Raw genomic sequence first — 25506 nt, forward strand, 5'->3', positions numbered from 1 at the left:
TAAGGGAGTGCTACCATGGCCCAAGAATTCGATTTTTTAAAAAAAGAATATCTACTATCATTGATACATCATTTACCTGGAATGTTATACAGATGTAAAAATGATAATTTTTGGACCATGGAAGTAATTAGTGATGGATGTGAAGATTTAACAGGATTTTCAAAGAAAGACCTAGTCAATAATGCTACTTTATCTTATATGGACTTAATTGTTTTAGAAGATAGAAAAAAAGTAGATATGATAGTTGATGAAGCTATTCAAGAAAATATTCCATGGAAAGTTGAATATAGAATAACAGCAAAAAATGGAAATATAAAATGGGTATGGGAACAAGGCCTTGCTATAAAAGAAAATGGTAAAGTAATTGCCCTTGAAGGGTTTGTAACAGATATTACAAAAAATAAACAAAAAGAAATAAAATTAAATAAAACTCTTAGTCAAAGAAATAAAGAACTTTTAATAAATGTTACTTTATTAAATGAATATAAAAAAGCCGTAGATAAAAGCTCAATTGTTTCAAAAACATCTAAAGAAGGTATTATAACTTATGTAAATGATGAGTTTATAAAGATCTCAAAATATTCAAAAGATGAACTTATTGGTAGTCCTCATAGTATAATAAGACATCCTGACAATTCTAAAGAAATTTTTAAAGATATGTGGAAAACAATTCTTAAGAAAAAGATTTGGAAAGGCGTTATCAAAAATCAAAATAAAGAAAAAGAAGAGTATTATGTAGCAACTACAATTATTCCCATGTTAAATGAAAATAATGAGATTAATGAATTTATGTCTATTAGAAGTAATGTAACTGATTTGATAAATAAAGAAAAAAAAATACAACAACAAACAACAGACCCACTTACAAAGCTACCTAATAGACTTAAACTTTTTGAAGAGCTAAAAAATGAAAATAATCCTGCTCTTTGTTTATTTGATATAAATAGATTTAAAGAGATAAATGAATGTTATGACTATAGTATTGGTGATAAATTATTAATAGAAGTATCAACTATAATTAAAAATGAATTTAAAGATATATCAAAAATTTTTAGAATAAATGCAGATAAATTTGCTATTTTAAAAATAAATCATTTTAGTGATGATATTTTTATCGAAAAAATTAAAGAATTTAATAAAAAAATAAAAAAACAAACTTTTAAAGTAGAAGAGTATAGTTTTAATATCTCTCTTACTTGTGCCATATCAAACTCAACAAATGTATATTTACACTCTGAAACAGCACTTGAATATGCTAAAAGTAATGATATAGAATATGTTTACTATGATAGATGTCAAAATCTAAAAGAAAGACATTATTCTAATTTATTATGGACTAAAAAACTAAGAGAAGGTTTTTTTGAAGAAAGATTTGATATTTTTTTACAACCTATTATTTCAAATAATACAAAAGAAACATCAAAATATGAATGTCTTATTAGATATATTGAACCAAATGGGGAAATAGTTTCTCCTTATCATTTTTTAGAAGTAGCAAAGAAATCAAGACTTTATTCAAATATTACAAAAGTAGTAATAGATAAAGCTTGTAAGTTTTTTGAAAATAGAAGTGATGAATTTTCTATTAATTTAACTATTGAAGATATACTAAATCCTGAGACAATGCACTACTTTATTGATAAAATTTTAAAGTACAAAGTAGCAAATAGAATTGTACTTGAAATAGTTGAATCAGAAGGAATAGAAAACTTTGATGAAGTAAGTTCTTTTATTGAAAATATGAAAAGACATGGTTGTAAAATAGCAATTGATGATTTTGGTACAGGATATTCAAACTTTGAATATCTAATGAGACTAAATGTTGATTTTATTAAAATTGATGGTTCTTTAATCAAAAATATAAACAACGATAAAAATGCACAAACAGTTGCTGAAATTGTTGTTGATTTTGCCAAAAAACTTGGAATAAAAACAATTGCTGAATATGTACATAATGAAGTTGTACATCAAAAAGTAAAAGAACTTAATATCGATTATTCTCAAGGATATCATCTAGGTGAACCAAAATCTGTAAAAAGTTTTAAAGAAAAGGATTAATTATATTAAAACTAAATTTAGAAAAATTAAAAAATACAAAAAATCTTTTAGCCTTTTCAGCAGGAATAGATTCAAGTGCACTATTTTTTCTACTTCTTGATAAAAATGTTTCTTTTGATATAGCAATTGTAGACTATAATGAAAGAGCCCAGTCAAAAGAAGAAGTTTTATTCGCTAAAGAACTAGCTAAAAAATACAATAAAAAAATATTTCTAAAAGAAGTCTCTTTAAGTGGTTCAAACTTTGAAAAAAAAGCAAGAGATATAAGATATTGCTTTTTTGAAGAGATCATTAAAGAAGAAAAATATGATACTTTAATTACTGCTCACCAATTAAATGATAAATTAGAATGGTTTATGATGCAATTATCTAAAGGCGCAGGATTAAGTGAGCTTATAGGCTTTAATACATGGGAAGATAAAGATTATTATAAGATATATAAACCTCTTTTAAATATTACAAAAGATGAATTAGAAGAATATTTAAAAACAAATGGTTTAAAGTATTTTATTGATGAAACAAATAATGATATAAAATATAAAAGAAATTATTTTAGACATAATTTTAGTGATAAGTTTTTAAGTGAGTTTAAAAATGGAGTTATTAATTCTTTTAAATATTTACAAGAAGATATTAACTCTTTAAATATAAGTATATCTGCTTTACAAAAAATCGAAGAGCTTGAGATTTATAAAAATCTAAATGATAATAATCTAAACATTAGAATTATAGATAAAAGTATCAAAAAAAGAGGCTTTGTTTTATCAAAAGCTTCAAGAGATGAAATTATAAAACAAAAAGAAATTATTATATCTCATAAGATTGCCGTAAGTATAAATTCGGAATATATATTTATATGTCCTGTTTCAAAAACATCTATGGATAAAAAATTTAAAGAAAAATGTAGAGTAAAAAAAATACCTAAAAATATAAGAGCATATTTATATGAAAAAAAAGTAGAAATAGAAGATCTAGTTATTTAGAAATTTCTTCATCTTTCGTGCTTCTTCTAAATCATTTTTAGCTTCTAATTTTTGTTTATTTAGAAAGTTTATACTTTTAAAAAAAAGTTCTTCAAGTTGCTTTAATTCTTGAAGTTCTAAGTCAAAATTTTCTATACTATCTTGACCTATATATTCTTCATACCATGCAACTAAAGCATCAGCTTTATCATAAGAATCTAAAGAATCAATTCTTATTAGTTCGTTTAAGGCCTTTACAGACCTGTCTCTTCTTTCCATGCTTCGATTAGCCCTTGTGCTACTTTCATTACTTGATTAACAGCATTTACATTATCATCAATACCAGCAGAAAAAAGTGTCTCAATTTGATAAAGATATAATCCATCAAGATAATAAGCTACATCTCCACCATCAAAATCTAAAACATTTCTTAGTTCATCAAAAATAGCGATAGTTTTATTTATATAAGTAAACTTTGCTTCAACATCACCCTCTTCCATTGCATTTTTAACAAATGAAAGATATTTAATTATACCTTCGTATAATTTAAGTATCAGTACATAAGGGTCGTCTGAAACTGCATTTTGTTGATTATATACATCTAATCCCATAAAGTATCTCCGTTATTCTTGTAGCAATAAGTATATTATATCTTAGCTTAATTTTAAACAAAAAAGAGAAAAAATAATTTTCTCTTTTTATTAGTTTGATGATGTAGATTGTTGTATCATCATTTTAAGACCTGAGAATGTACTCTCAAATTGACTTATAATAGAAGTATAAGCAGCAAATTGATTTGCTAATTGACTATATTTATCATCTAAGTCTTTTACTGCTTTTTCTTTCTCTTTTTCTAATGTTTGATTTCTTGAATCAATACCCTTTTCATAGGCATCAAGTAATCCACCTGAAAAATTCATTTCATCTAATGTTGCTTTTAATTGTGTTCCAAAACCTTCTTTTGCAGCAGTACCAACAAATAATTCTTTTAGTTCATCAGGGTTATTTGTAAGAACATCATTAAACTTTGTTGTATCTAAAGATAATTTACCAGACTTATCTAATTCAAAACCATAATTAAATAAAGATTTATCATCAGATGCACCATACGATCCAAATACCTCATTTTTAATTTCAGATAAAATACTTCTTAATGAAGATTTATCAGATATTGCACTATCAGCATTATCAATTTCTGTTCCAATCAATTCTACAAGTTCATTATATTTTGTAATAAACTCTTGTACTTGACTTGTTATAACAGAAGTATCATCTTTTATATTAATAGATGATATACCTGTTTTAGTTGCAGTTATATCTAAACCATCTACTGTAATACTATTTTCTGCACTATTATAAGAAACCCCATCAATTTCAACACTCATATCTTGAGCTGTTAAAGTATGATTTGTAGCATTAACTGTTGTTCCATCTGTTGTATAACCTAATGCTTGGCTAGCTGTTCCTGAAATGGATAAAGCATTTGAAATACCTGATTCTTCACTTTTTAAAATCAATCTATAAGAGTCTGTACCTACTTGATCTAAAGATGCATTAATTCCTGTTTTATCATTTATAGCTGTTGCTAATTCATCATAAGTTGAATAATCAGCTGTATTAAAAGTAAAAGTTTCACTTCCAACACCAATACTTAATGTACCAATATCACCTAAAGCATCTTTTGAAGCTGCATCTATTGTATTTGATTGATATACATCTTTTTGTGCTAATGATTTTACATCAACTGTTGTAATACCATTATTTAATTTTGATGAATCTGTTGCATTAAATACAACAGAATCACCTGATGTAGTAGCTGATTTTTCTTCAAAAGCATTTGTACCACCACTTACAAAAAGATCAAAAGGTTTAATTGCAGCTAACAATTCACTTACTTTTGTATCAATTTGAGTATATGTTTCTCTTTCTTTAGTGATATCTTCAATTCTTGTTTCTAAAGGCTCAACTCTTGCTTTTCTTTCTGCACCTTTTAATTTATCAATTAATTCTTGATTTAAAGAAGCAGATTGCCCTGTACCTAATCCTAAAATTCCTTCAGCCATAGTTTACTCCTTACTATCTTTTAAGACCCAATAAAGTTTCTAACATTTCATCAATCACAGTTACAAGTTTTGCATTTGCTGTATAGGCTGCTTGAAACTTAATTAGATTAAGCATTTCCTCATCTTTATCAACTTTTACAAGTTTATCATAGGAAGATGTTAAAGCTGCTTTTATATCTTTTTGTGTATCTAAAACAAAATCCGTACTTTCTTTATCTCCTGATACAATTGCTCTAATCTCTTGAAAAAACTCTTTGAAAGAAGTTCTATCATTATTAGTAGGATCTTGTGCCCCATCTGTAAAAGACAAGTCTTTTTTCCATTGAAGTTCAGCAAGATAATCTAAATCTTTTTGATCTAAATCATTAATTGCAGACTCATTAAATTTTAATGTACTTACACTACTTCCTGAAAATAAACCAATTTTTACAGTTTCTCCAACTGTACTATCTAATTCATCTAAAGCTTTTTCTCCAAACTTATATGAATCAACACCTGTTCTTATATATTTATCAGTAACATCAGCTAAAACTTTAGCAAATTTATCAAGTTTTTCTTTATAGACTTCAAGTTTATTATTTGGAGAATCAGAACTTAAATTATCAGTTTGAACTTTTAATACACCTGATTTTAATTCTACTTCTTTATCATAAATAGTTACAAAAGTCCTACTAACAGCGTCTGAACTTTGTAATTCATCTTTATAAAAACTATTTCTTACTTCATCAGCATTTCCATCACCATCAACATCATGACTTTCTGTTACTGTAATTCTACCTTCAAATTTTCCATTAACACCAGGACTATCCGATTCAATCAATAAAAACTTATCTTCACCAGTGGTATCAATTTTATTACCATCATCATCAACTCTATAATTACCATTATATGCAGTAATTAAACCCTTAGTACTAGGATTATCATTGATAGCATAAGCTAAAGCTCTAACATAGTTAGAAGCATCTACTGTATCAGGTGTACCATCTTGGTCAATATCAATATCTACAGTATTACCATTTTGATCAGTATATTGAGAACTACCAATAGTAATACTTACTTCTTGTTCATTATTAAGTTTATAGGTGATTTTATCACCTGTTTCAGGGATACTAGTTACAGCACCTGTAGTATTATCTTTAAACTTAATACTACTTGCTGTACCATCTTCATTAGCAAATCTATCAATTTGAGCTTTATGTTCTTCTTCTACACTAATATCTCTAACATTAGTATTATATCTTACAGCAACATTACCTGCGATTCTAAGCTCATACTCATTAAATGATCTATCTACTTTAACATCTACATAAGCAGATAACTCTTCTTCAAGATAATCCCTTCTATCTAATAAATCATTTGTTGCGTCTGATTGTTTTCCTAATTTTTCATTTATAGAACCTATTTCTTGAAGAATATCATTTACTTTATCAACATTTGATCTTAATTCTTGTTCTTCTAATTCTTGGGCTCTTTCAATTCCTGTATATAAATTTTGTAAAGATTCTACTAATAGTTTTCCCTCATTTATCAATCCATTTTTGTATACTTCTGAATTTGGATTGGATCTTAAGTTTTCCACTGCTTGAAAATATCTATTTAAATCAGAAGAAAAACCACTTGTATCTGTCTCTTTAAAAGCTGTCTCTACACTTCCTAAAATACTTGAAAGCTTTGTATAACCTTCTTGCCTAGTATTTTCTGTCATGAGTCTGTCAAACATATATTGATTAGTAATTCTATAAGCATTATCAGAACCAACACCTCGACCTGTAAATCGAGTATCAGTTTGTTCGAGTTCCTTCATATCAACAACTCTTTTTTTATACCCAGGAGTATTTTGATTTGCTATATTATTAGAAACATTCTCAACTGCTATTTTTGCAGTTGATAAACCTGTTTGCGAAACATTTAATGTATTAAGCATAGAGACTCCTTTGTAGTATACTGTCTAATTATTGCATTACATTTCTTAAAATTAGATTAAAATGGCCATATAGTTCTTAAGAGCTTAATCCCCCATGGTGTTTCCATTATATCTGCCTCAGTTCCTTCTTTATCATACATTAGTTTTAAATTAGCTATTTGATTAGAATTAATAGAATTCTCAGAACTAATATCATAAGGTCTAATTACTCCTGTAATTATTATAACTTGTTTTTGCCCATCTAATAATAACTCTTTTGAACCTTTTATATAATAGTTACCATTTTGATAAGTTTGTTGAATTATTGCAGAAATTGAAGTTGAAAAACTTTCATCAAATTTAGTTTTTACTTCACCTGTATCAGCATTTGAACTTTTAGTAGAAAAATCTATCCCTAAATTTCTATTAAATTTATTTGCTATTCCAGCGGCTGTGCCACCTAGGTTATTTGTACCAGTTGCTGCTAAAATTCCTCCACCCAAACTACTACTTCTATCATTTGATAATTCTCTTTTATTATTAGAATTAGATGATAAATTCTCATTAATATTGATTTGTATAATATCTCCAACTTGAAGATCTTTTTTATCAGCAAAAAGAGATGTTCCTTCCATAGAGTAAAGAGAACCTTTATTTTTTTTAGGTTTAGGCTGGGGTTTTGGTATCTGAACTTTGGGTTCTTCAAATTTTATTTCAGGTTCACTTGTAGCGCAAGCAGAAAAAAATATGATTACTAGAAATGGAATTATTAACTTATGCATTTAATCTACTTTTTAATATATATTGAACATCTATAGCAACAATTATTTCATTTAATGTATTTTTAACTAATGCCATTGTGCCATATCTAACCATTAATGGTTCAAGGTTAGTATCTAACTCACAAATTAAAATTAATTTATCTTCAATAATTTTAACATGTCTAACATTTTCTTGTCCAACTAGGCTCACTGCTTTTTGAACTTCATCTACAATTATACCTTCAACTTTTTTCTTTTCTTTAGCCTTTGCTTTTTCTTCTTGAAGAGCTGCTTGTTTAGCTTTCATTTGTTCTTCTTGTTGCTTTTGTAATTCACTACTTGTATGAAAATAATATCCTGCAAACATAAGTGTAACTACAAATAAAGACAAAAACTTAATAAGTTTTTGCTTTCTATTTCTTTTTACAGCAACTATCATTTTATCTTCTTACTTAATTACAAAAGTTGTAAATAATATTTGTTTAATATGATTCGATTTAATTTCTTCATTTGAAGATGTTACATCATTTAAAACAGAATTTATTTCTTCAATTAATTCTTCTTTTAACAAAGCTTTTCCACCAACAGTTAATAACTCTTCAGAGCTTCTAGCACTTATTTGTCTAATTACAACATCTATAATTTCTGCTTTATACTCTTCTGTTAAAGCAGCAATACTTGGTTCTACACTTTTAATCGCAAAAGATAGTTTCATTAATTTCTCTCTACCTTTTGAATTTGTGATATTTAAAACTAAGTCATTAATTTCTGCTTTATAAGTATCTTTTGAATCACCTGCTTCTTCTTTTTGTACCATTTTCTCTTGTTGCTCACCTTCTGGTTTTGGAGAAAGAACACCTTGAGAATATAAGAAATAAGCTCCTCCTACAACAGCTAAAAGTAAGACAACAACTAGTGCTATTAGCACAATCATTAAACCTTTTCCACCACCTGAACTTTTTGCCTGTTCTGCTGTTTCTTCTGCCATTATTCTCCCTTTTTTTCTTCTATATTAAATTTTTCTAACATTTCAGTTAGTTGTGCTGCATTTTGAACACTTAATGATTTAAATAATAATGTAATATTTTTTTCTTTTAATCTAATGATTATATCAAAAACATCTTCAAGTTTTCCCTCAGCAATCATTTCATCAAAAATTGCTGCAGCAATTTTAGGTTTCATTTTATTAAATATTTTAGTAGTTTTACTTTCAACAGTCTGATTTATGTCACTTAAAATTTGAGTATTTTTATTATATAAAGTTTCAATTTGTTTTTTTTCTGATGCAATTTTTTCTAAAATTGTTTCTAACTCTTTTTTTCTTTCTTGATACTCTTTTTCTTTTTGCTCATAAAATATATTTAACTCTTTTTTTAGCTCTTTAATCTCTAATTTTTGTTTAACTAAAGAACTACTACTATTTGTCTGTTGTGCATTTAAAATAGAAAATAATAAAAATAATACAACTAAATTTTTTAACAAAAAACTCTCCTTATCCACTTATATATTTACTTTGTATATACTCTTCTGAGGCTTCTTGTTCTGCTAAAAGTAACTTTTTTAAAGCTTCTCTTTTTTCTTCTTCAAGAATATAAGCATATTGTTCTGTTTCTTTTTGTAATTCTACTACTTCTTCAACAATAACTTCCATTATTTTTTCAAGTTCTATTTTTTTTAATTCAAGTTCTTGAATATGTTGTCTCATAGTGTTTTTATGCATTGCTAGTACTGCAAAATCTGAAATTGACCCAAATTTATGTAATGTTGCTGTGTCTATTTTATTTTGAGTAAACATTATTTCAGCACTTATAGTATCAATTTGGGCTTGTAATTGACCTTTTTCCATCATTTTTTGGTCTGTTTGAGTTTGTTTTAGATTATAAAGTTTTTCTATCATAATTTAATTCCCAAAAATCAACATTAAATCCCATAAATCCTTAGTATATGTTGCTATATGGTCTCCAACCCAAGGTAAAGTAACTAAAATAAATGCTGATACAAAAATCATCTTAGGTACAAAAGCTAAAGAAGCATCACTTACTTGAGTTACTGCTTGAAAGACAGAGATTATTAAACCTATTATCATACTTACTATTAAAGATGGCATTCCTAAAATAAGAATAATTTTTACAGTGTTTTCAGCAATAGACATTAAATCCATGATTAATCTTTTATCTTAATTGTAATCTCTAATGTTTTATTATTCAATAATTTTGTTATTAATTCTGTAATATCTTGTGCACTTGAGCTACTAACTTCAACACTTTGCTCACTTTTAGAAGAATTATTTGATATTTTACTTTCTTCATTTTTTGTATTCAAAGGTTTAATATCATCTAAGTTTTCAATTGCACTTAAGATGTCACTTTCATTTAATGAGTCTAATTCTGAAAATTCATCACTCATTTTTTCTCCTTTTATAGATTCTTCAAAACTATTTGTATTCATATCTTCATCAAGTAACTCATCTAAGTTCTCATGATCTTCTTCAATATTCTCTTCAATGGGTTCAAAGTCTATTTCGTTATCTAATTGATTTATTATATCATCATTTTCTAAATCATTCATGAGTGAATCTATTTCTAAATCATTTTCATTTTCATCTTCTTTACTTTTTTCATCATCATAATCAAAAGATGTGTTATTTAAACCAACATCTTCATCAAATTTCATTAAATTTTCTAATTCTTTTTCAGACATTAAATTTTCATCATCAGTTTTCAATTCAAAATTGTCTTTGTTAATAGTCTCTTCTTCAATAATTTCAATAGGTGCATCTTCATCTTTTTCTAGTAATGCTGCAAGTTCTGGATCTAGTTCAAAATCATCGCTAAACTCATCATCCATTGAGTTTTCATCTTCTTTGATTTTATTATTTTCTTCTTCTTTATTATAAGCATCATCAACTATATTTGCAATAGAATTTTGGATATCTTCTGTTTCAATCTTTTTTTGTTGTTCGTGTTTTTGAATAATATATTTAGGGATTTCTTTTAAAGAATCTACTGATAAGTCGGCTATTCCATTGTCTAATAAAAATTCTTCTTCAATTCCATCTTTAGGAGTTAAAAATTTTATTTTCTTTGAAATTCCATTTTTCTTGATGATTTTTTCATCATCAATTAAATATATATCATTAGGGTTATTTTTAATTATATTTTTTAATTCATCTAAACTATTGATGTCTTTTATAACACTATCATCATCAAGTTTAAATTTAATATTAGCGTGTTCTAAAGTCTCATGAATTTCTTTTTTAAATCCGCTATTGCCATAAATATATACATTCAAACCAAAACCCTATAATACAATCATTTTTATTGTATAGATTATACCTTTTTTTATTAAATTTTTGATAAAATAATTGTACTTAACTAGAGGGTGTTTATTTTGAAGTATTTTTTTTTAGTATTATTATTTATTTCATCGCTATATTCGCAAACTATAAAAGATATATCAAACATAATTGGAATTAGAGAAAACCAACTTATTGGATATGGTTTAGTAGTAGGACTTGCAGGAACTGGTGATAAATCAAAATTTACAATGCAAAGTTTACAAAACCTTCTTAGAAATTCATATATTAAAATCCCAGCAGGTTCAATTAATTCAAAAAATATAGCAGCTGTAATGGTTACTGGTAAGTTGCCTCCTTTTGCCAGACAAGGGGATAAAATAAAAGTAAAAGTATCTACAATTGGTGATGCAAAGTCAGTTGATAAAGGTGAATTATTAATCACACAATTAAAAGGTGTAGATGGAAAAGTTTATGCCCTTGCCCAAGGAACTATTGTTGCAGATGCAGGAAATGAAACTACAGGTTTTATTTATGATGGGGCTACAGTTGAAAATGAAATTGACTTTAATTTAAAAGATGAAGACTCTATTAGATTAAGTTTACTTAAAAGTTCAGCAAAAAATGCAGATTTAATACAAACAAAAATTAATAAACAATTTGGAAGAAAATTAGCAACAGCTCTTGATACAAGAACTATTGATGTAATAAAACCACCTGAAATGTCAATAGTTAAATTTATTGCTATTGTTGAAGGCATTCAACTTGATTCAAGTTTTAAAAAGAAAATTATTATTGATATGAATAGACAATCTGTTATTACAGGAGGAGAAATAGTTATAGATCCTGTAACAATAGCTAGAGATTCTTTTACTTTAAGAATCAAAAAATCACCTCTTAATGATAACCAATGGAAAGATGAAAAATTAAACAAAGGTGTAGATGTTGGAGATGATGTAAAAATAATTGATAAACCAGTAGTAGATATCAATAATGCTAGAATTGATACAAAAAATCAACCAACTGTATCTGATTTGGTTAGAGCTATGAAAGTTATGAAACTTCCTATGACAGAAATAATTGATACCTTAAAAATGATAAAAGAGCTTGGTGCAATTGATGTTGAATTTGAGATAAGAGGGTAAAATGGCAGAATTTTTAAGTCAAGATGAAATTGATGCACTATTAGATATTGCAGAGCAAGGTGAGGATATAGATAATGCTACACCTGCTGATAAAGTAGTATCTAAAGAAAAAAATTACTCTATTTATGATTTTAAGAAACCAAATAGAATATCTCCAGAACAATTTAAAGCCTTTTCAACAATGCATGATAAAATGTTAAGAGATTTTATTACTGATTTATCAGCAATGCTTCGAAAAATTGTTGATATTAAACTTTATTCAATTGAACAAATGACTTATGGGGAGTTTATTTTATCAATTCCTCAAATTACATCACTTAATACACTTTCTATTAAACCTATGGAAGGAAGAATTGTAATTGAGTCAAACCCTGGAATTTCCCATAAAATTATTGCTGAACTTTTAGGTTCAGGTGCTGTAAATACAAGTGATAATTTAGATAGAGAACTTACAGAAATTGAAGTTGAAATACTTGATCATTTTTATGAGTTAGTAATAAAAAATCTTTATAAAACTTGGGATGATGTATCAACTCTTAATTTTAAAGTAGAATCAAAAGACACAAATGCAAATGCAATTCAAATTATTTCAGATCATGAAATTGTACTACTTGTAGTACTTGAAGTAACTATTGATGAAGAGTCAGGTTTCTTATCTATTTGTTACCCTATTTCTTATATTGAACCTTTATTAGGAAAAGTAGTTGAAAAAGTTTTCTCAGAGGGTAAAAATAGAAAATCAAGTAGAAAAAGAGATATTACAACTTTAATTTCTGGTGCTAAAATGAAAATTGAAGCTATTATGGCTGAAACAGAATTAACAGCAGAAGAGATACTAAACTTAAAAGAAAATGACGTAATAGTGTTTAATAAAAATGCAACTTCTGCTTCTACAAAAGTTTATATCAATAAAAAAGAGAAGTTTCTTACAGTTTCAGGAGTTTCAAACAATAGAAAAGCCGTACAAATTCAAACTAATTTAGACAAAGAAAAACAAGAAACATTAGACACTTTAAGAGAAATGAGAGAAGAAAGAATCTTAAAAGCAAAAGAGACTTCTGAAAATATTAGAAGATTATTAAAAGAAAAAGAAGAAGAGAAAAGAAAAGGGAAATACTAATTTCTCCTTATCTTTAAACTTTAATCTTCTATACTCCAAGATAAAGTTTCCCCCGCATACATAGGTACTACATTTTCATTTTTATATTCATAAATTGCAGGTACTTCAAAATCTTTTTTAACTAATTTAATTTTCTTAGTTAAAGGTTTGAATTTATAAATTTTTTGAGCATTTAAAGATACAAAAGCATTTAAATTATCTAAAGCTTGGTACTTTTCAAATAACTCAGTTAAAACTTGCAGTGCAATTGGTGAAGTAAATACACCAGCTGCACAACCACAACACTCTTTTTTATGTTTTGGATGTGGTGCAGAATCACTTCCAAACATAAGTTTTGGATGAGCTTTTAAGGCTGCATCTAATAATGCATTTTTATCTTCATATCTTTTTGCTATTGGTTTACAGAATAGATGTGGTTGTAACATTCCACCTGCAACATCATCAAGAGTTATAAGTAAGTGATGAAGAGTAACAGTTGCATATAAATTATCATACCTATCCATTAATTCAACTGCATCTTTTGTAGTAATATGTTCCATAATAATAGTTAAATCAGGAAATGCACTTGCAATTGATTCATAAATTGGCATAAACTCTTTTTCTCTATCCATAACAAAACCATTAGTTTCACCATGAACACATAAAGGAATTCCAAGTTTACTCATTGATTCTAATGTTGGTCTTAATACCTCAACATCCATAGATGAAACACCCGTCTCAGAATTTGTAGTAATTCCTGCTGGATAAAGTTTAATACCTATAATATCATCTTTAATATCTTCTAAAAATTCATAAGAATAATCATTTTGAAAAAAAAGCGTACAATAAGGCTCAAAAGTATCACCAACACATGCTTCTTTAATTCTTTGTTTATAAGATAATAATGCTTCTTTAGTTGTAACTGGTGGTACTAAATTAGGCATAATTAAAGCTCCACTAAAAGTATTTGATGTTAGTGGACCTACTAGTTTTAACATATCACCATCACGTAAGTGAAGGTGCATATCTAAAGGTTCATTTATCTCAAAAGTAGTTACACTACTCATTAGATTGCTTCCTCATCTTCTTCGCCAGTTCTAATTCTCACAATCTTTTCAATTGGTGAAACAAATATCTTACCATCCCCAATTTTTCCAGTTTTAGCAGCTTCTGTAATAACTGATATAGTCGAATCAACATCTTCTTCTGAAACTATTAATTCTAATTTGATTTTTGGTAAAAAATCAACAACATACTCAGCACCTCTATAAAGTTCAGAGTGACCTTGTTGTCTACCATAACCTTTCACATCAGAAACAGTCATACCAGTAATCCCTGCTTCTGTTAAAGCATCTTTAACATCTTCTAATTTAAACGGTTTAATCACAGCTTCAATTTTTTTCACTATTAATCCTTTTTTAAGTTCGTATATTTTAACAAAATTTTTTTAAATTTAAATTATCTAGTCATTTTTATAACTATTTAATTATAAAACCAAACAAAATCTCTACAAAACTTTGAAAAAAGAATTGGCAAAGAGTTGGTAGATTTTGTTCAATATCAAGGCGGAGTATAAGTTTTACGTAGGAGCTTACTTTAAGTAAGTGAGTAGTAAAACTTATACTTCAACGCAGAGATTAAGCAAAAGATGCTCAATAACTACAATTTTAGAAGGCTCTTTTAAACTCTGGATATGCCTCAACCCCACACTCTTCAACATCAAGCCCTTGAACTTCTTCATCTTTATGTGCTCTTAATGGCATTACTTTATTTATAAGATATAAAATTACGTAAGAAACTACAAATGCAAAGATTGCTATAACTATAACACCTTTTAATTGACCTAAAAAAGTAATATCTTCTCCATTTGAAGCAAAGATACCTACTGCTAATGTTCCCCAAATACCATTTACTAAGTGAACTGATAAGGCACCAACTGGATCATCTAGTTTTAATTTATCAAAGAAAGATACACCAAATACAACTAAAGCTCCACCAATTGCACCAATTAAGATTGGAGTGTGAATATCATAAAGATCAGGTCCTGCTGTAATAGCTACTAAACCACCTAAGGCACCATTTAGAATCATTGTAATATCAAGTTTCTTATACTTTATATACATTATAACTGCTACCATAATAGCACCTGCAAGACCTGCTGTATTTGTATTCATAATAGTTAAGGCTACTGCATCTGCTCCTTCTTTTGAAGCAATTGAACCTACTGAACCACCATTAAATCCAAACCAACCAATCCATAAAAGAAAAGCACCTAAAGTAAGTAAAGGAATATTAGAAGCTGGTATTACTCTAATTCCTCCTGTTGGAGTATATCTTCCTTTTCTTGCACCTATAATCAAAATTGCAGCTAACAATGCCCAACCACCTGTACTATGAATTACTGTTGAACCAGCTAAGTCATACATAGATAAAGCTAAAGCAGTTCCTTCAAGAAAGTTTGACCCCCATGTTACATTTACAACTAAAGGATATATAACAGCTGCCATGATAATAGTAAATAATGCTAAGGGAATTACTTTAGCTCTTTCACTAACACCACCAGACATGATGTTTACAACTTTACCAACAAATGCCATTTGGAAAAGGAAAGCCGCCCATTTACTCATTCCATCAGCTCCAAAATCACCAAAAGCTATTGAATAACCTATAAGTAAAAATGCTAAAGAAGCAATAGCATAAATTAAAGTATTAATAGTTAATACTGCCGTAACGTTTTTTGTTCTAACAATACCTGCTTCAAGCATAGCAAAGCCTGGTACCATAAAAATAATAAGAGTCATTGCAAAGATTGCATATAGCGTGTCAATCACGTAAGATACTTCTACACCCATAAAAGATTCCTTAATTTTTCTTTTATTATATAGGTATAAAAAATATTTGTATAGAAGTTTACTGTATACTTTTTATACAATCCAAGAAAAAGTGTATAACTTGGATTGTATTGTATAAATAATAACTAATTAAATGGCTTCTTCGCCTCTTTCATCAGTTCTAATTCTTACTACATCTTCTAAAGAAGAAACAAAAATCTTACCATCACCAATTTTTCCAGTTTTTGCAGATTCCGTTATAGCTTTAATAGCTGTATCAACCATATCTTCTGCTACTACCATCTCAATTTTGATTTTTGGTAAAAAATCTACCACATACTCAGCCCCTCTATATAATTCAGAGTGACCTTGTTGTCTACCGTAACCTTTCACATCAGTTACGGTCATACCTGTAATTCCAGCTTCTACTAAAGCATCTTTTACATCTTCTAATTTAAACGGTTTTATAATTACATCTATCTTTTTCATTTATAATACTCCTTAGGCTCTTTTGAACTCTGGGTAAGCTTCAAGTCCTGTTTCATGAATATCAAGACCATTAACTTCTGTTTCTTCATCAACTCTAAGTCCCATTGTAATATCTAATATTTTCCATACAAGGAATGAAGATATAAATACAAAGATACCAATCACAACAATACCTTTAAGTTGTGCTAATATTGTAACATCTGGATTAAAGATACCAACAGCTAATGTCCCCCAAATACCTGCTACTAAGTGAACTGATAAAGCACCAACTGGATCATCAATTCTTAACTTGTCAAAGAAAGGAACAGCAAATACTACTAAAGCACCACCAACAATACCTTCAACAAATGCAACTAACATACCTAAATCAGGACCTGCTGTACAAGAAACAAGACCAGCTAAAGCACCATTTAAAACCATTGTTAAATCAACTTTTTTGTAAATAAGTTGAGTTAAAAGTGCAGCTGCAATAGCACCAGCAGCAGCAGCCATGTTTGTATCAGCTACAACTAAAGCAATTCCATCAATATCAGCTTTTGAACCTAATGCTAATTGAGAACCACCGTTAAATCCAAACCATCCCATCCATAAAATAAATGTACCTAATGTTGCTAATGTTAAGTTTGAACCTGGGATTGGTCTTACTTGTCCATTTTTACCATATTTACCTTTTCTAGCTCCAAGGATTAATACACCTGCTAATGCAGCCCATCCACCAACTGAGTGAACAATAGTTGAACCAGCAAAGTCAGAGAAACCAGCGATTAAACCACCTAATTCAGTTCCTCCCCATGTCCAGTGACCTTGAATTGGGTAAATTAAAGATGATAACACAACAACAAAGATTAAGAATGGCCATAATTTCATTCTCTCAGCAACTGTACCTGAAATTACAGATGCAGCAGTTGCTACGAACATAACTTGGAAGAAGAAATCAGCAAATGCTGGATATGCAGCATCTGATGCATTTTCACCACTAAACATTGAGATAGAACCAATGAAAGCATTTCCATCACCATACATTGCATTATAACCTACAAAGTAGAACATAATACAAGATATTGAGAATAATCCAATATTTTTAGTTAAAACAGTTACATTGTTTTTTGTTCTTGTTAAACCAGCTTCCAACATGGCAAAACCAGCTGCCATCCACATTACTAAAACTCCTGAAAATACAAACAGGAAACCATCTAGTATATATTTTACATCAGTAAAATTTTCCATAAGACTCCTTTGTCAATTTATCTACAGTCATTATAAAACAAACCAACAAAAGTGTAAACATAATATCTGTATATTTTTTACTCAATTATATAAATATATATTCAACAGTATAAAAAACTATAAAACTATATCTATACACAAAATATACTCTTTATTGGAAACAGTAAACTTTTTTGCAAAAGTTTTACAAAGAGAACCTGTTGCATAAGAAATATACTTTTGACTTAAAAAAATTCCTTTTTTTGATTCTAATGTTATATAATAATATTCTTTTAAATAGTGTTCAAAACCATCTTTCGTTGGCTTAAATCTATCATTTATATTTTTTATTATAAAAGTGTCATAAACTTGCTTAGATGTTTTTGCATCGATTAGATACATAGCTTCTACATTTTCATAAATCAATATAGATTTTTTTAAACTTAAAATAAATGAATCTAAAGAGTTAATTTGAGATATTATTTTTGTAATCATTTGATCATAAGTAGTTATAAATTTTCTTTTATCATTTAATGTCTTAATATTTTTTTCCTTAAAAATATTAGCTATATATATTATTTTTTCTTCTATTTTTTCCATATCATTATTATCTATATAAGCTTTAGGTTTCGAAAAATAAAAACCTTGATATAAGTTTATTAAGCTTTTTAAAGATGCACATATTATTTGTTCTTCCTCTACACCTTCTGCTAAAACTCTTATACCTAGATTATGACTCATTTTTGCTATTGCTTTTACTATTTCTTTATTAATTTGATTTTCAAAATCTGTAAATAAAGACTTATCAATTTTAATAATATCTGGTCGAATAAGATTAATTCTATCAAAGGTTGAGCTACCTGTACCAAAGTCATCTAAAGCTATATAAAAACCTAGTTTTTTATATTGTTTACAAAATTTATTTAAAACTTCTGTATTTGATATCTCATCTTCTTTTATCTCTAAAACAAAATTTTTAAAAGGTATTTTCAACTCTATAATTGTTTCTAAAAAACTATTTATCTTTTCAAAAGATTCTAAATCATTTAGTAATGATGATTCAAAATTCAAAAAAAGAATTAGATCATTATTTTTCTTATAATATTTAAGAAACTTTTTAATTGCTTTATTTCTAGCAAGAATATCTAGTTCTAAAAGAAGATTATTTTGTTTAGCCATTTTAAAAAGTAAATCAGGTGGGATATTTTGATTATTGTATTCACATCGGGTAAGAGCTTCTAATGCAAAAATTGTTTTTGTACTAACTGAAACTATAGGTTGGAAATGAATATCTATTAAACTATTTTCAATTATTTTATCAATCATAATTTTATTCCTTTACTTAAGTTCTAAACTATAACACAATAAAATTATTATCAAAAAAACTCTTTGTATAGCAAATATACAGTTGTAGATATTTTCTAATTTATAATATTTTTTATTCATATAGTAAAAGTTTTTCTCACAAAAACTAAACAGATGAGTAAAAAATATACAGTAATATTTTCATTATTAATTATAAAAATGTATAATAATAAAAAATATAAGGAAAAGTATGAAAGAGTTTATAGAAACCTACAAACAGCATAAAGAAGATATAGAATTCTTTATACAAGAAAGTATCCGCAATTTAGGGCATATAAGTAGTTTAAAAAAAGACAATTTCAAACAACTATTTAATCTTTTTCCTTCTTTAGAGCTTGTGTACATTACAAATAAAGAAACAAAAATACAAACCTCTGAAAATGTATATAAAGATAAAATAGATTTAAGCGCAAAAAATAAAGATAGATCATCTATTATTTCTAAGTTACAATTTAAAGATAATAATATGGCATTTTCAACTCCTTATATAAGTAGTGCAACAAGAAGTAATTGTATTACGGTAACAGTAAAAGAAGGAAATGAAATAATATTTTTAGATTTTAGAATTGATATTCTTTTAGAGAAATTAAACTTACTAGAATTAAATAAACCTTTTCATTCTTTAACTAAAGGTTTTTATATTTTTGCAGGTTTTTCTATGATTATTTTAGCCATTATAACTATTGCTTTTTCTCTTTATGATTTTTTATACTATTTGTTTATAAAAAAAGATATTTCTTTGGAAGTTATGTTTAAACCAATAATTGCACTTACTTTAGGTATTGCTATTTTTGATTTAGCTAAAACTATACTGGAACAAGAAGTGTTTTTTAAATCTTATTCTAAAAACTCTAAAGTTGAAACAAAAATATTGACTAAGTTTTTAAGTACTATTATTATTGCTTTATCAATTGAAGCTTTAATTGTTGTATTTAAAATTGCTTTAAATAATTATGACAAAATGATAAATGCCTTTTATCTAATAGCTGGTATCTCTTTAATACTTATTTCTCTTACTGTATTTATCAACTATTCAAATAAAAAAATTAAGTAATCCTAGTCCATAGGAATACTTAGTTTAAATTTAGCACCTTTTAATTGCATATTTTTATATGTGTATTCATCATTTAAAACTTCTATTTTTCCGTGCATGTGTTTACAAATAATTTCTTCACACATAAAAAGTCCTATTCCTGTACCTTGAGATTGATGTTTTGTAGTAAAATATGGTTCAAATATTCTATCAATGATATTATTATCTATCCCACCTGCACTATCTTTAATACTTATGATTATCATATTCTCTTCCATAAATAAGTCAATAAAAATAAACTTAGAATCAAAATCTTTAATTTTTTCAAACTCATCTCTTGCATTATTTAAAAGATTTATCATTACTTGAAGAAGTTCATTTTCATAAATAAATATTTCTATATCTTCAATATTTGTGATTATCTCTATATCTTTACTTTGATAATTACTACTTATTAAATTAAATACTTTTTGAATAAAATCTTTTGCCTTAACACTATTTTTATCTTTATGAGGAGAAAAAAAGTTTCTAAAATCATCAATAGTAGTAGATAAATAATTTGCAGAGTTCACAATCATATCAAGAGATTGTTTATACTCTTCATCACTTAAAATTCCTACTTCTTTTTTCATTTTTATACCTGTGGCAGCAGTTGTAATAACAGATAATGGTTGTCTCCATTGATGAGCTATATTTCCTATCATTTCACCCATTGCTGCCATTTTACTTTGTTGAAATAAAATCTTATTTTTTTCATAATTTTTAGATACTTCTTCTTCGACAGTTTTCTTTAAAGAACTATTTAAAGTGTGTAATTTATCTTGATTTTCACTTAGGCGATTATATAGTTTCTTGAGTTCTCTTGAATATAAATAATGACTAATACTATATAAAACTAAACCAAGTAAAATAACAAAAAAACCTAGGTATAAAAAAGCTTTTTGTTTATATTCATTTATATATTTTGTATCTATTTCATCAAGTCGTTTAAAGCTTAAAAAATTTCCCAATTTTATATCATCAAAAATAATTGGAGTATTAATAATCAAATATTCATCTTTCACTAAATAATTATCAATATTTAAAAAATCTTCTATCTTAGACTCTTCTAAATACTCTAAAATATCTTTTTTAACTGATAAGTTTGCTACATAATAATCATCAATAAATATTTTTGTAAAAGCATTTTCTCTTAATTGTTGTGTATATTTTTTTTCAACTATAATAATTGGTTCAATTGAATCACTTTTTCTTAAGCCTCTTGAAATAGAGTTAAAGTGAGTAATTGATTCTAAGACACCTTCAAAAATACCATTTATATATATAGGTACCATTGCTTTAAAAGTAATATCATATTTTCCTACACTAATAGTACTTTTTATTTTCGGATTTTGAATCATTTTTTTTAAATCATTTCTTAGTAAGGACACATTATCATTTCGTTTATTATCCCATGAACGATAAAGAGAATAGCCATTTTTATTTATAACTTGAAACCACACATTCTTAAAAGCAGTCTCTTTTCTTAATAAAAGAGATAAATCTTTTAAACTATCTTTATTGTAATTGGGAGTATGTAAAATTTCATTTACTACAATATTGTTTGCTAAAGTAATTGTAAGAGCTAATGTTGCATTTTTCTTTTTAATAATTAAGGAATTAATCTTATCTTTTAAATTATTACTAATAATATTATACTTTTTTTCAAGAAGCTTATTTTCTTTTTTTATAATATAGTTTGATGTAATACTTAAGGCTAATACAGAGATAGTTAAGTATGTGATTATTGTAGTTATTCTATATATATTTTTTCTCATTAAGTTATTATTTTACATTTTAAATACTCTATTGTCAAGAAAAAAGTAAATTTATTTCAATTAATTAATAAACTGATTAATAAATATACAATCACCTATGTTTTATAGTAAAAATATACAGTATAATAAACTCTATAGACAAATTATGTATAATATCTTTATATAAAATAAGGTTAAATTGTATGCAAGAATATATCGCCCAAGATGAAATATCAAAAGAAATTCTAAACTCAGCTAAGCTACTACAAGCAGTTAATGTAAATGCTCTTATTATAGGCTCTAGTGGTGTTGGAAAAAAATCTCTAGCAAAATATATACTTCCAAAGTCTAAAATATTTGAAGCAAAAGCTTTACAACAAGATATTATAGATGAAGTAATCACAATAAAAAATGATGCTATTATTATAGATAAAATCCAAGAAATCACAAATGTTAACTTACTTTTAAAATGGCTTGAAGAAAACTCAATTAGGGTTATTGCTATTTCTAATAGTGAAATACTAAATCAGAAATTAAAAGATATTTTTTCTATTAACCTTGAAATACCTGACCTTATAAAAAGAGAAAATGATACAAAACTTTTAGTACAAAAGTTTTCAAAAGAAGCTAGTTCAACTTTAGATATGCAAACAATAACAAGCTCAAAACTTATTATAAATATTTCAAATAATGCCCATAGTCTAAGAAAATCTATTTATTTTTCTTACCTTTTTGAAACTATTGGAGAAGAAGAGATTTTAATGTTTTTAGAAAGATATTTAAGTGAGCACTTAGATGGTGAAAATGTCTATAAAGACCTGATATATCTATTTGAAGTACCATTAATAAAAGCTTCAACAAAAAAATATAAATCACAAGTTCAAGTAGCTAAAAATCTAGGTTTAAATAGAATTACTTTAAGAAAAAAAATAGACATTCATAAAGAGTTATTATGAGTGAGTTGAATTTACAAATAGAAGAACTGATATCAAAAGAAGCTAGTGATTTTGAAATTTCCAAGGTTTTTAAAACTTATTTTAAAAACTATGTAAATTCAATTGATACTACTTTTGAAAGCACTGGTGGTAAAGACTTTTTTATAAAACACACTAAACACACTGATAAATTTTTGATCCAACTTTATAAATATGTCTTAAGAAAAAACTTTGGTTCATATCAACCTATGAGTACTTCTGTACCTATTTCACTTATTGCATTGGGTTCTTATGGTAGAGAAGAGTTATGTATTTATTCTGATATTGATATTATGATTTTATATGAAGATATAAAAGGTTATAACTTAAGAGAAATTATGGAAGAGTTTATAACTCTTGCCTGGGATTGTGGACTAAAACTAGGTTCAAGAGTACATGAGTTATCAGAGATTGAAGATAGTGTAAAAGAAGATATTACTATTAAAAGTTCAATTATTGAATCAAGACTTATTTATGGTTCAAAATATCTTTGGTTTTCTTATGAAAAAGTATTAACAACAATCAGAAAAACAAAACAAAAAGAGTTTGTTTTAGAAAAATTAGAAGAACATAAACAAAGACTTTTAAAATATCCACTAAAAATGCAACCCAATATAAAAGATGGTTTTGGTGGAGTTAGAGAATCAAATATGATGTATTGGATGGCAAATGTTTTATATGGTGCAACTAATACAAAACAACTTATAGGAATAGAGTATACAGAAGAAGAGTATAGAAAATATAGACAAGCTTTAGAGTTTGTATTTAGAGTAAGAAATGCTTTACATAATATAGCAAGAAAAAAACAAGATCAAGTTACTTTTGATATTCTTCCTGATTTAAGTTCAAAATTAGGTTTTTTAAATAAATCTAGATATACAAAAGAGCGACAATGTATGGCAAAACTTTTAAATAGTTTACATACAATTCATAGCTTCTCTGCAACTATGATAAAAAAGTTTACAAGAACTATTATCTTTAAAAATGAAAATATTGTAAAACTTAAAGAATCAAGATTTAAAAAGAATTTATATATAGTAGGAAATACTTTATATACTTCTTTTAATGCAAAACCTAAAACTTTAAATGGCTTATTAAAAGAGTTGATTTCTTTACCCGATGAAGTTACAAGATTTGATAGATCATATATATATTATGCAAGTAAAACAAAACTTCCTAAAACACAATCAAAAGAGTTAAAAAAAAGTATCAAATCAGTTTTATTTAAACCTAGTTTATATCCTGTAATAAAACTTTTATATAATGCAGGACTTTTTGAAGTAGTTATTCCTTGGGCAAAGGTTATTATCGATCAACCCCAATTTGATGGCTATCATCAGCATCCAACTGATGTACATTCACTCAAAACACTAAAATTTGCTCAAAATATAGAAGATGATTATATAAAATCTATTTTTAACTCACTTAATTCTTCCCAAAAAGTTATTGTAAGACTTGTAGCACTTTTCCATGATATAGGAAAAGGTAGGACTCAAGACCATCATATATTAGGGGAAAGAATCTTCAAAGAAATGGGACAAGTTTTTGGTTTTGATGAAAAGTTAACTCAATTAGGAGCTAGATTAGTTAGATACCATAATATGATGTCTTTTGTCGCAACCCATGAAGATATTTATTCAGAAAAAACTATCTTAAACTTTACAGGTTTGATAAAAACAGAAGTAGCCTTAAAAATGTTGTATGTAGTTACATACTGTGATATTTCAGCTGTAGGAAAAAATATTTTTAATAACTCAACTTCATCTTTATTAAAACAGTTATATCTACAGTCTTTGCCTGCTTTTGAAGATGAAAACCTTTTAAATGAAGGGGCTAGAAGAGTTGAAAAACTAAATACAATTAAAAAACTTGAAAGATATAAAAATCTTCCAAATATAAAAAAGAAAAAAATAAACTATATAGCTTCAAATCAAATGTTCTTAAGGTTAAAAGCAGAAGATATTTTAGATATTGCACTTCATGCTTTAAATGTGCAAAATTATACTTATAAGATTGTAAATAAACCCACGCATTTAACTATTAGAATTATTAGAAAAGTTCCTTTAAATTTAGGATACTTACTTGGTAAACTAGAGTTTTTAAATATAGCTTCTATGAATATTTTTAAACTATTTGATGATAAAAAAGCTTTTTATATTTCTTTTAGTGAGAGAGTAGATGATGAAGATATTCCTTATATTGAGAAAATCATCGATGATTCATTTGATATGAACAGAACAACTAAACTTTTAACACCTATTATTAAAAAAGAAAATATTACAATAAACTGTAATCATACAGCTTATTTAGCATCTATGCAAATTAAAGAAAAAGATCAAAAAGGTCTCTTTGCATATATTGCTAGAATTTTCGATGACTTTGGTATAGATATTGAAAGTGCAAAAATTCACACCCATAAAAATCTTGCTAGAGATTTAATACTTATTGAAAAAAATGGAAATTTCTGTTCACAACAAGATGAAATTTTAGAACTTATGTGTACAGATAAATAAAGCAGTAAACTGC

The 25506-nt window shown here is 26.7% G+C and carries 25 protein-coding genes; 7 read left to right on the plus strand and 18 right to left on the minus strand.

Going from position 1 to position 25506, the window contains the following annotated elements; all coding sequences use genetic code 11:
- Positions 1–15 precede the first annotated feature (15 nt).
- Both ACH5BK_RS09705 and tilS read left to right on the plus strand, forming a co-directional pair.
- Entirely contained in the window at positions 16–2058 is a 2043-nt protein-coding gene (locus tag ACH5BK_RS09705) for an EAL domain-containing protein (protein WP_404306836.1), read from the plus strand.
- A 2-nt stretch (positions 2059–2060) separates the two neighbouring features.
- Positions 2061–3041 carry a tRNA lysidine(34) synthetase TilS gene (gene tilS / locus ACH5BK_RS09710; protein WP_404306921.1) on the plus strand — a complete coding sequence of 327 codons (981 nt, stop codon included), beginning with the start codon at positions 2061–2063 and terminating at the stop codon, positions 3039–3041.
- Here the strand turns inward: tilS and ACH5BK_RS09715 are convergent.
- The 11 genes from ACH5BK_RS09715 to ACH5BK_RS09765 form a co-directional block, all read right to left on the minus strand.
- Entirely contained in the window at positions 3030–3299 is a 270-nt protein-coding gene (locus tag ACH5BK_RS09715) for a hypothetical protein (RefSeq protein WP_404306838.1), read from the minus strand. The two genes, tilS and ACH5BK_RS09715, sit on opposite strands and share 12 nt — an antisense overlap.
- Entirely contained in the window at positions 3275–3631 is a 357-nt protein-coding gene (fliS, locus tag ACH5BK_RS09720; protein ID WP_404306840.1) for a flagellar export chaperone FliS, read from the minus strand. The genes ACH5BK_RS09715 and fliS overlap by 25 nt, the downstream gene beginning before the upstream one ends.
- Before the next feature lie 90 nt (positions 3632–3721).
- Positions 3722–5083, minus strand: coding sequence for a flagellar filament capping protein FliD (gene fliD / locus ACH5BK_RS09725; RefSeq protein ID WP_404306842.1), 1362 nt, complete (start codon positions 5081–5083; stop codon positions 3722–3724).
- A 13-nt stretch (positions 5084–5096) separates the two neighbouring features.
- Positions 5097–7007 carry a flagellar hook-associated protein FlgK gene (locus ACH5BK_RS09730; protein WP_404306844.1) on the minus strand — a complete coding sequence of 637 codons (1911 nt, stop codon included), beginning with the start codon at positions 7005–7007 and terminating at the stop codon, positions 5097–5099.
- 56 nt (positions 7008–7063) lie between these two features.
- The gene (locus ACH5BK_RS09735) at positions 7064–7768 is read right to left on the minus strand and encodes a flagellar basal body L-ring protein FlgH (RefSeq protein ID WP_404306846.1); all 705 of its coding nucleotides are present in this window, start codon (positions 7766–7768) and stop codon (positions 7064–7066) included.
- A complete protein-coding gene (locus tag ACH5BK_RS09740; RefSeq protein WP_404306848.1) occupies positions 7761–8186 on the minus strand; it encodes a hypothetical protein in 426 nt (141 codons plus the stop codon). The genes ACH5BK_RS09735 and ACH5BK_RS09740 overlap by 8 nt, the downstream gene beginning before the upstream one ends.
- 9 nt (positions 8187–8195) lie before the next feature.
- Complete coding sequence (gene fliL / locus ACH5BK_RS09745; protein WP_404306850.1) at positions 8196–8735, minus strand: flagellar basal body-associated protein FliL; 540 nt, start codon at positions 8733–8735, stop codon at positions 8196–8198.
- Positions 8735–9229 (minus strand): hypothetical protein, encoded by a 495-nt coding sequence (locus tag ACH5BK_RS09750; protein ID WP_404306852.1) that lies wholly within the window; start codon positions 9227–9229, stop codon positions 8735–8737. The genes fliL and ACH5BK_RS09750 overlap by 1 nt, the downstream gene beginning before the upstream one ends.
- 10 nt (positions 9230–9239) lie before the next feature.
- Positions 9240–9644 carry a hypothetical protein gene (locus ACH5BK_RS09755; protein ID WP_404306854.1) on the minus strand — a complete coding sequence of 135 codons (405 nt, stop codon included), beginning with the start codon at positions 9642–9644 and terminating at the stop codon, positions 9240–9242.
- A 3-nt stretch (positions 9645–9647) separates the two neighbouring features.
- Entirely contained in the window at positions 9648–9908 is a 261-nt protein-coding gene (locus ACH5BK_RS09760; RefSeq protein WP_404306856.1) for a flagellar biosynthetic protein FliQ, read from the minus strand.
- A 2-nt stretch (positions 9909–9910) separates the two neighbouring features.
- Positions 9911–11038 (minus strand): hypothetical protein, encoded by a 1128-nt coding sequence (locus tag ACH5BK_RS09765; protein WP_404306858.1) that lies wholly within the window; start codon positions 11036–11038, stop codon positions 9911–9913.
- Positions 11039–11128: 90 nt separating this feature from the next.
- On the opposite strand from ACH5BK_RS09765, the gene ACH5BK_RS09770 reads away from it, so the two are divergent.
- On the plus strand, positions 11129–12187 hold the full coding sequence (locus tag ACH5BK_RS09770) for a flagellar basal body P-ring protein FlgI (protein WP_404306860.1): 1059 nt from the start codon (positions 11129–11131) through the stop codon (positions 12185–12187).
- Position 12188: 1 nt separating this feature from the next.
- Positions 12189–13307, plus strand: a complete 1119-nt coding sequence (gene fliM / locus ACH5BK_RS09775; protein ID WP_404306862.1) for a flagellar motor switch protein FliM — start codon at positions 12189–12191, stop codon at positions 13305–13307.
- Between the two features lie 20 nt (positions 13308–13327).
- On the opposite strand, the gene pyrC is transcribed toward fliM, so the two are convergent.
- From pyrC to ACH5BK_RS09805, 6 genes are all read right to left on the minus strand, one after another.
- Entirely contained in the window at positions 13328–14353 is a 1026-nt protein-coding gene (pyrC, locus tag ACH5BK_RS09780) for a dihydroorotase (RefSeq protein ID WP_404306864.1), read from the minus strand.
- Positions 14353–14691, minus strand: coding sequence for a P-II family nitrogen regulator (locus tag ACH5BK_RS09785; protein WP_254576450.1), 339 nt, complete (start codon positions 14689–14691; stop codon positions 14353–14355). Before ACH5BK_RS09785 ends, pyrC begins: the two co-directional genes overlap by 1 nt.
- A gap of 262 nt (positions 14692–14953) precedes the next feature.
- Positions 14954–16138, minus strand: a complete 1185-nt coding sequence (locus ACH5BK_RS09790) for an ammonium transporter (RefSeq protein ID WP_404306866.1) — start codon at positions 16136–16138, stop codon at positions 14954–14956.
- 129 nt (positions 16139–16267) lie between these two features.
- Positions 16268–16606, minus strand: coding sequence for a P-II family nitrogen regulator (locus ACH5BK_RS09795; RefSeq protein WP_404306868.1), 339 nt, complete (start codon positions 16604–16606; stop codon positions 16268–16270).
- Between the two features lie 12 nt (positions 16607–16618).
- Positions 16619–17833: an ammonium transporter gene (locus ACH5BK_RS09800; protein WP_404306870.1), complete on the minus strand. Its 1215-nt coding sequence runs from the start codon at positions 17831–17833 to the stop codon at positions 16619–16621.
- Positions 17834–17950: 117 nt separating this feature from the next.
- Positions 17951–19138 carry an EAL domain-containing protein gene (locus ACH5BK_RS09805; protein ID WP_404306872.1) on the minus strand — a complete coding sequence of 396 codons (1188 nt, stop codon included), beginning with the start codon at positions 19136–19138 and terminating at the stop codon, positions 17951–17953.
- Between the two features lie 229 nt (positions 19139–19367).
- Between ACH5BK_RS09805 and ACH5BK_RS09810 the strand changes: the two genes are divergently transcribed.
- Positions 19368–20231, plus strand: a complete 864-nt coding sequence (locus ACH5BK_RS09810; protein WP_404306874.1) for a hypothetical protein — start codon at positions 19368–19370, stop codon at positions 20229–20231.
- Positions 20232–20233: 2 nt separating this feature from the next.
- Here ACH5BK_RS09810 and ACH5BK_RS09815 read toward each other — a convergent pair whose 3' ends face one another.
- Positions 20234–22027, minus strand: coding sequence for a sensor histidine kinase (locus ACH5BK_RS09815; RefSeq protein WP_404306876.1), 1794 nt, complete (start codon positions 22025–22027; stop codon positions 20234–20236).
- A 182-nt stretch (positions 22028–22209) separates the two neighbouring features.
- Between ACH5BK_RS09815 and ACH5BK_RS09820 the strand changes: the two genes are divergently transcribed.
- Together ACH5BK_RS09820 and ACH5BK_RS09825 are read left to right on the plus strand one after the other, a co-directional pair.
- Entirely contained in the window at positions 22210–22962 is a 753-nt protein-coding gene (locus tag ACH5BK_RS09820; protein WP_404306878.1) for a Fis family transcriptional regulator, read from the plus strand.
- Positions 22959–25493: an HD domain-containing protein gene (locus tag ACH5BK_RS09825; RefSeq protein ID WP_404306880.1), complete on the plus strand. Its 2535-nt coding sequence runs from the start codon at positions 22959–22961 to the stop codon at positions 25491–25493. Before ACH5BK_RS09820 ends, ACH5BK_RS09825 begins: the two co-directional genes overlap by 4 nt.
- Positions 25494–25506 lie beyond the last annotated feature (13 nt).

Source organism: Arcobacter sp. YIC-80, from assembly GCF_044841725.1.
Classification (GTDB): Bacteria; Campylobacterota; Campylobacteria; order Campylobacterales; family Arcobacteraceae; genus Arcobacter_B.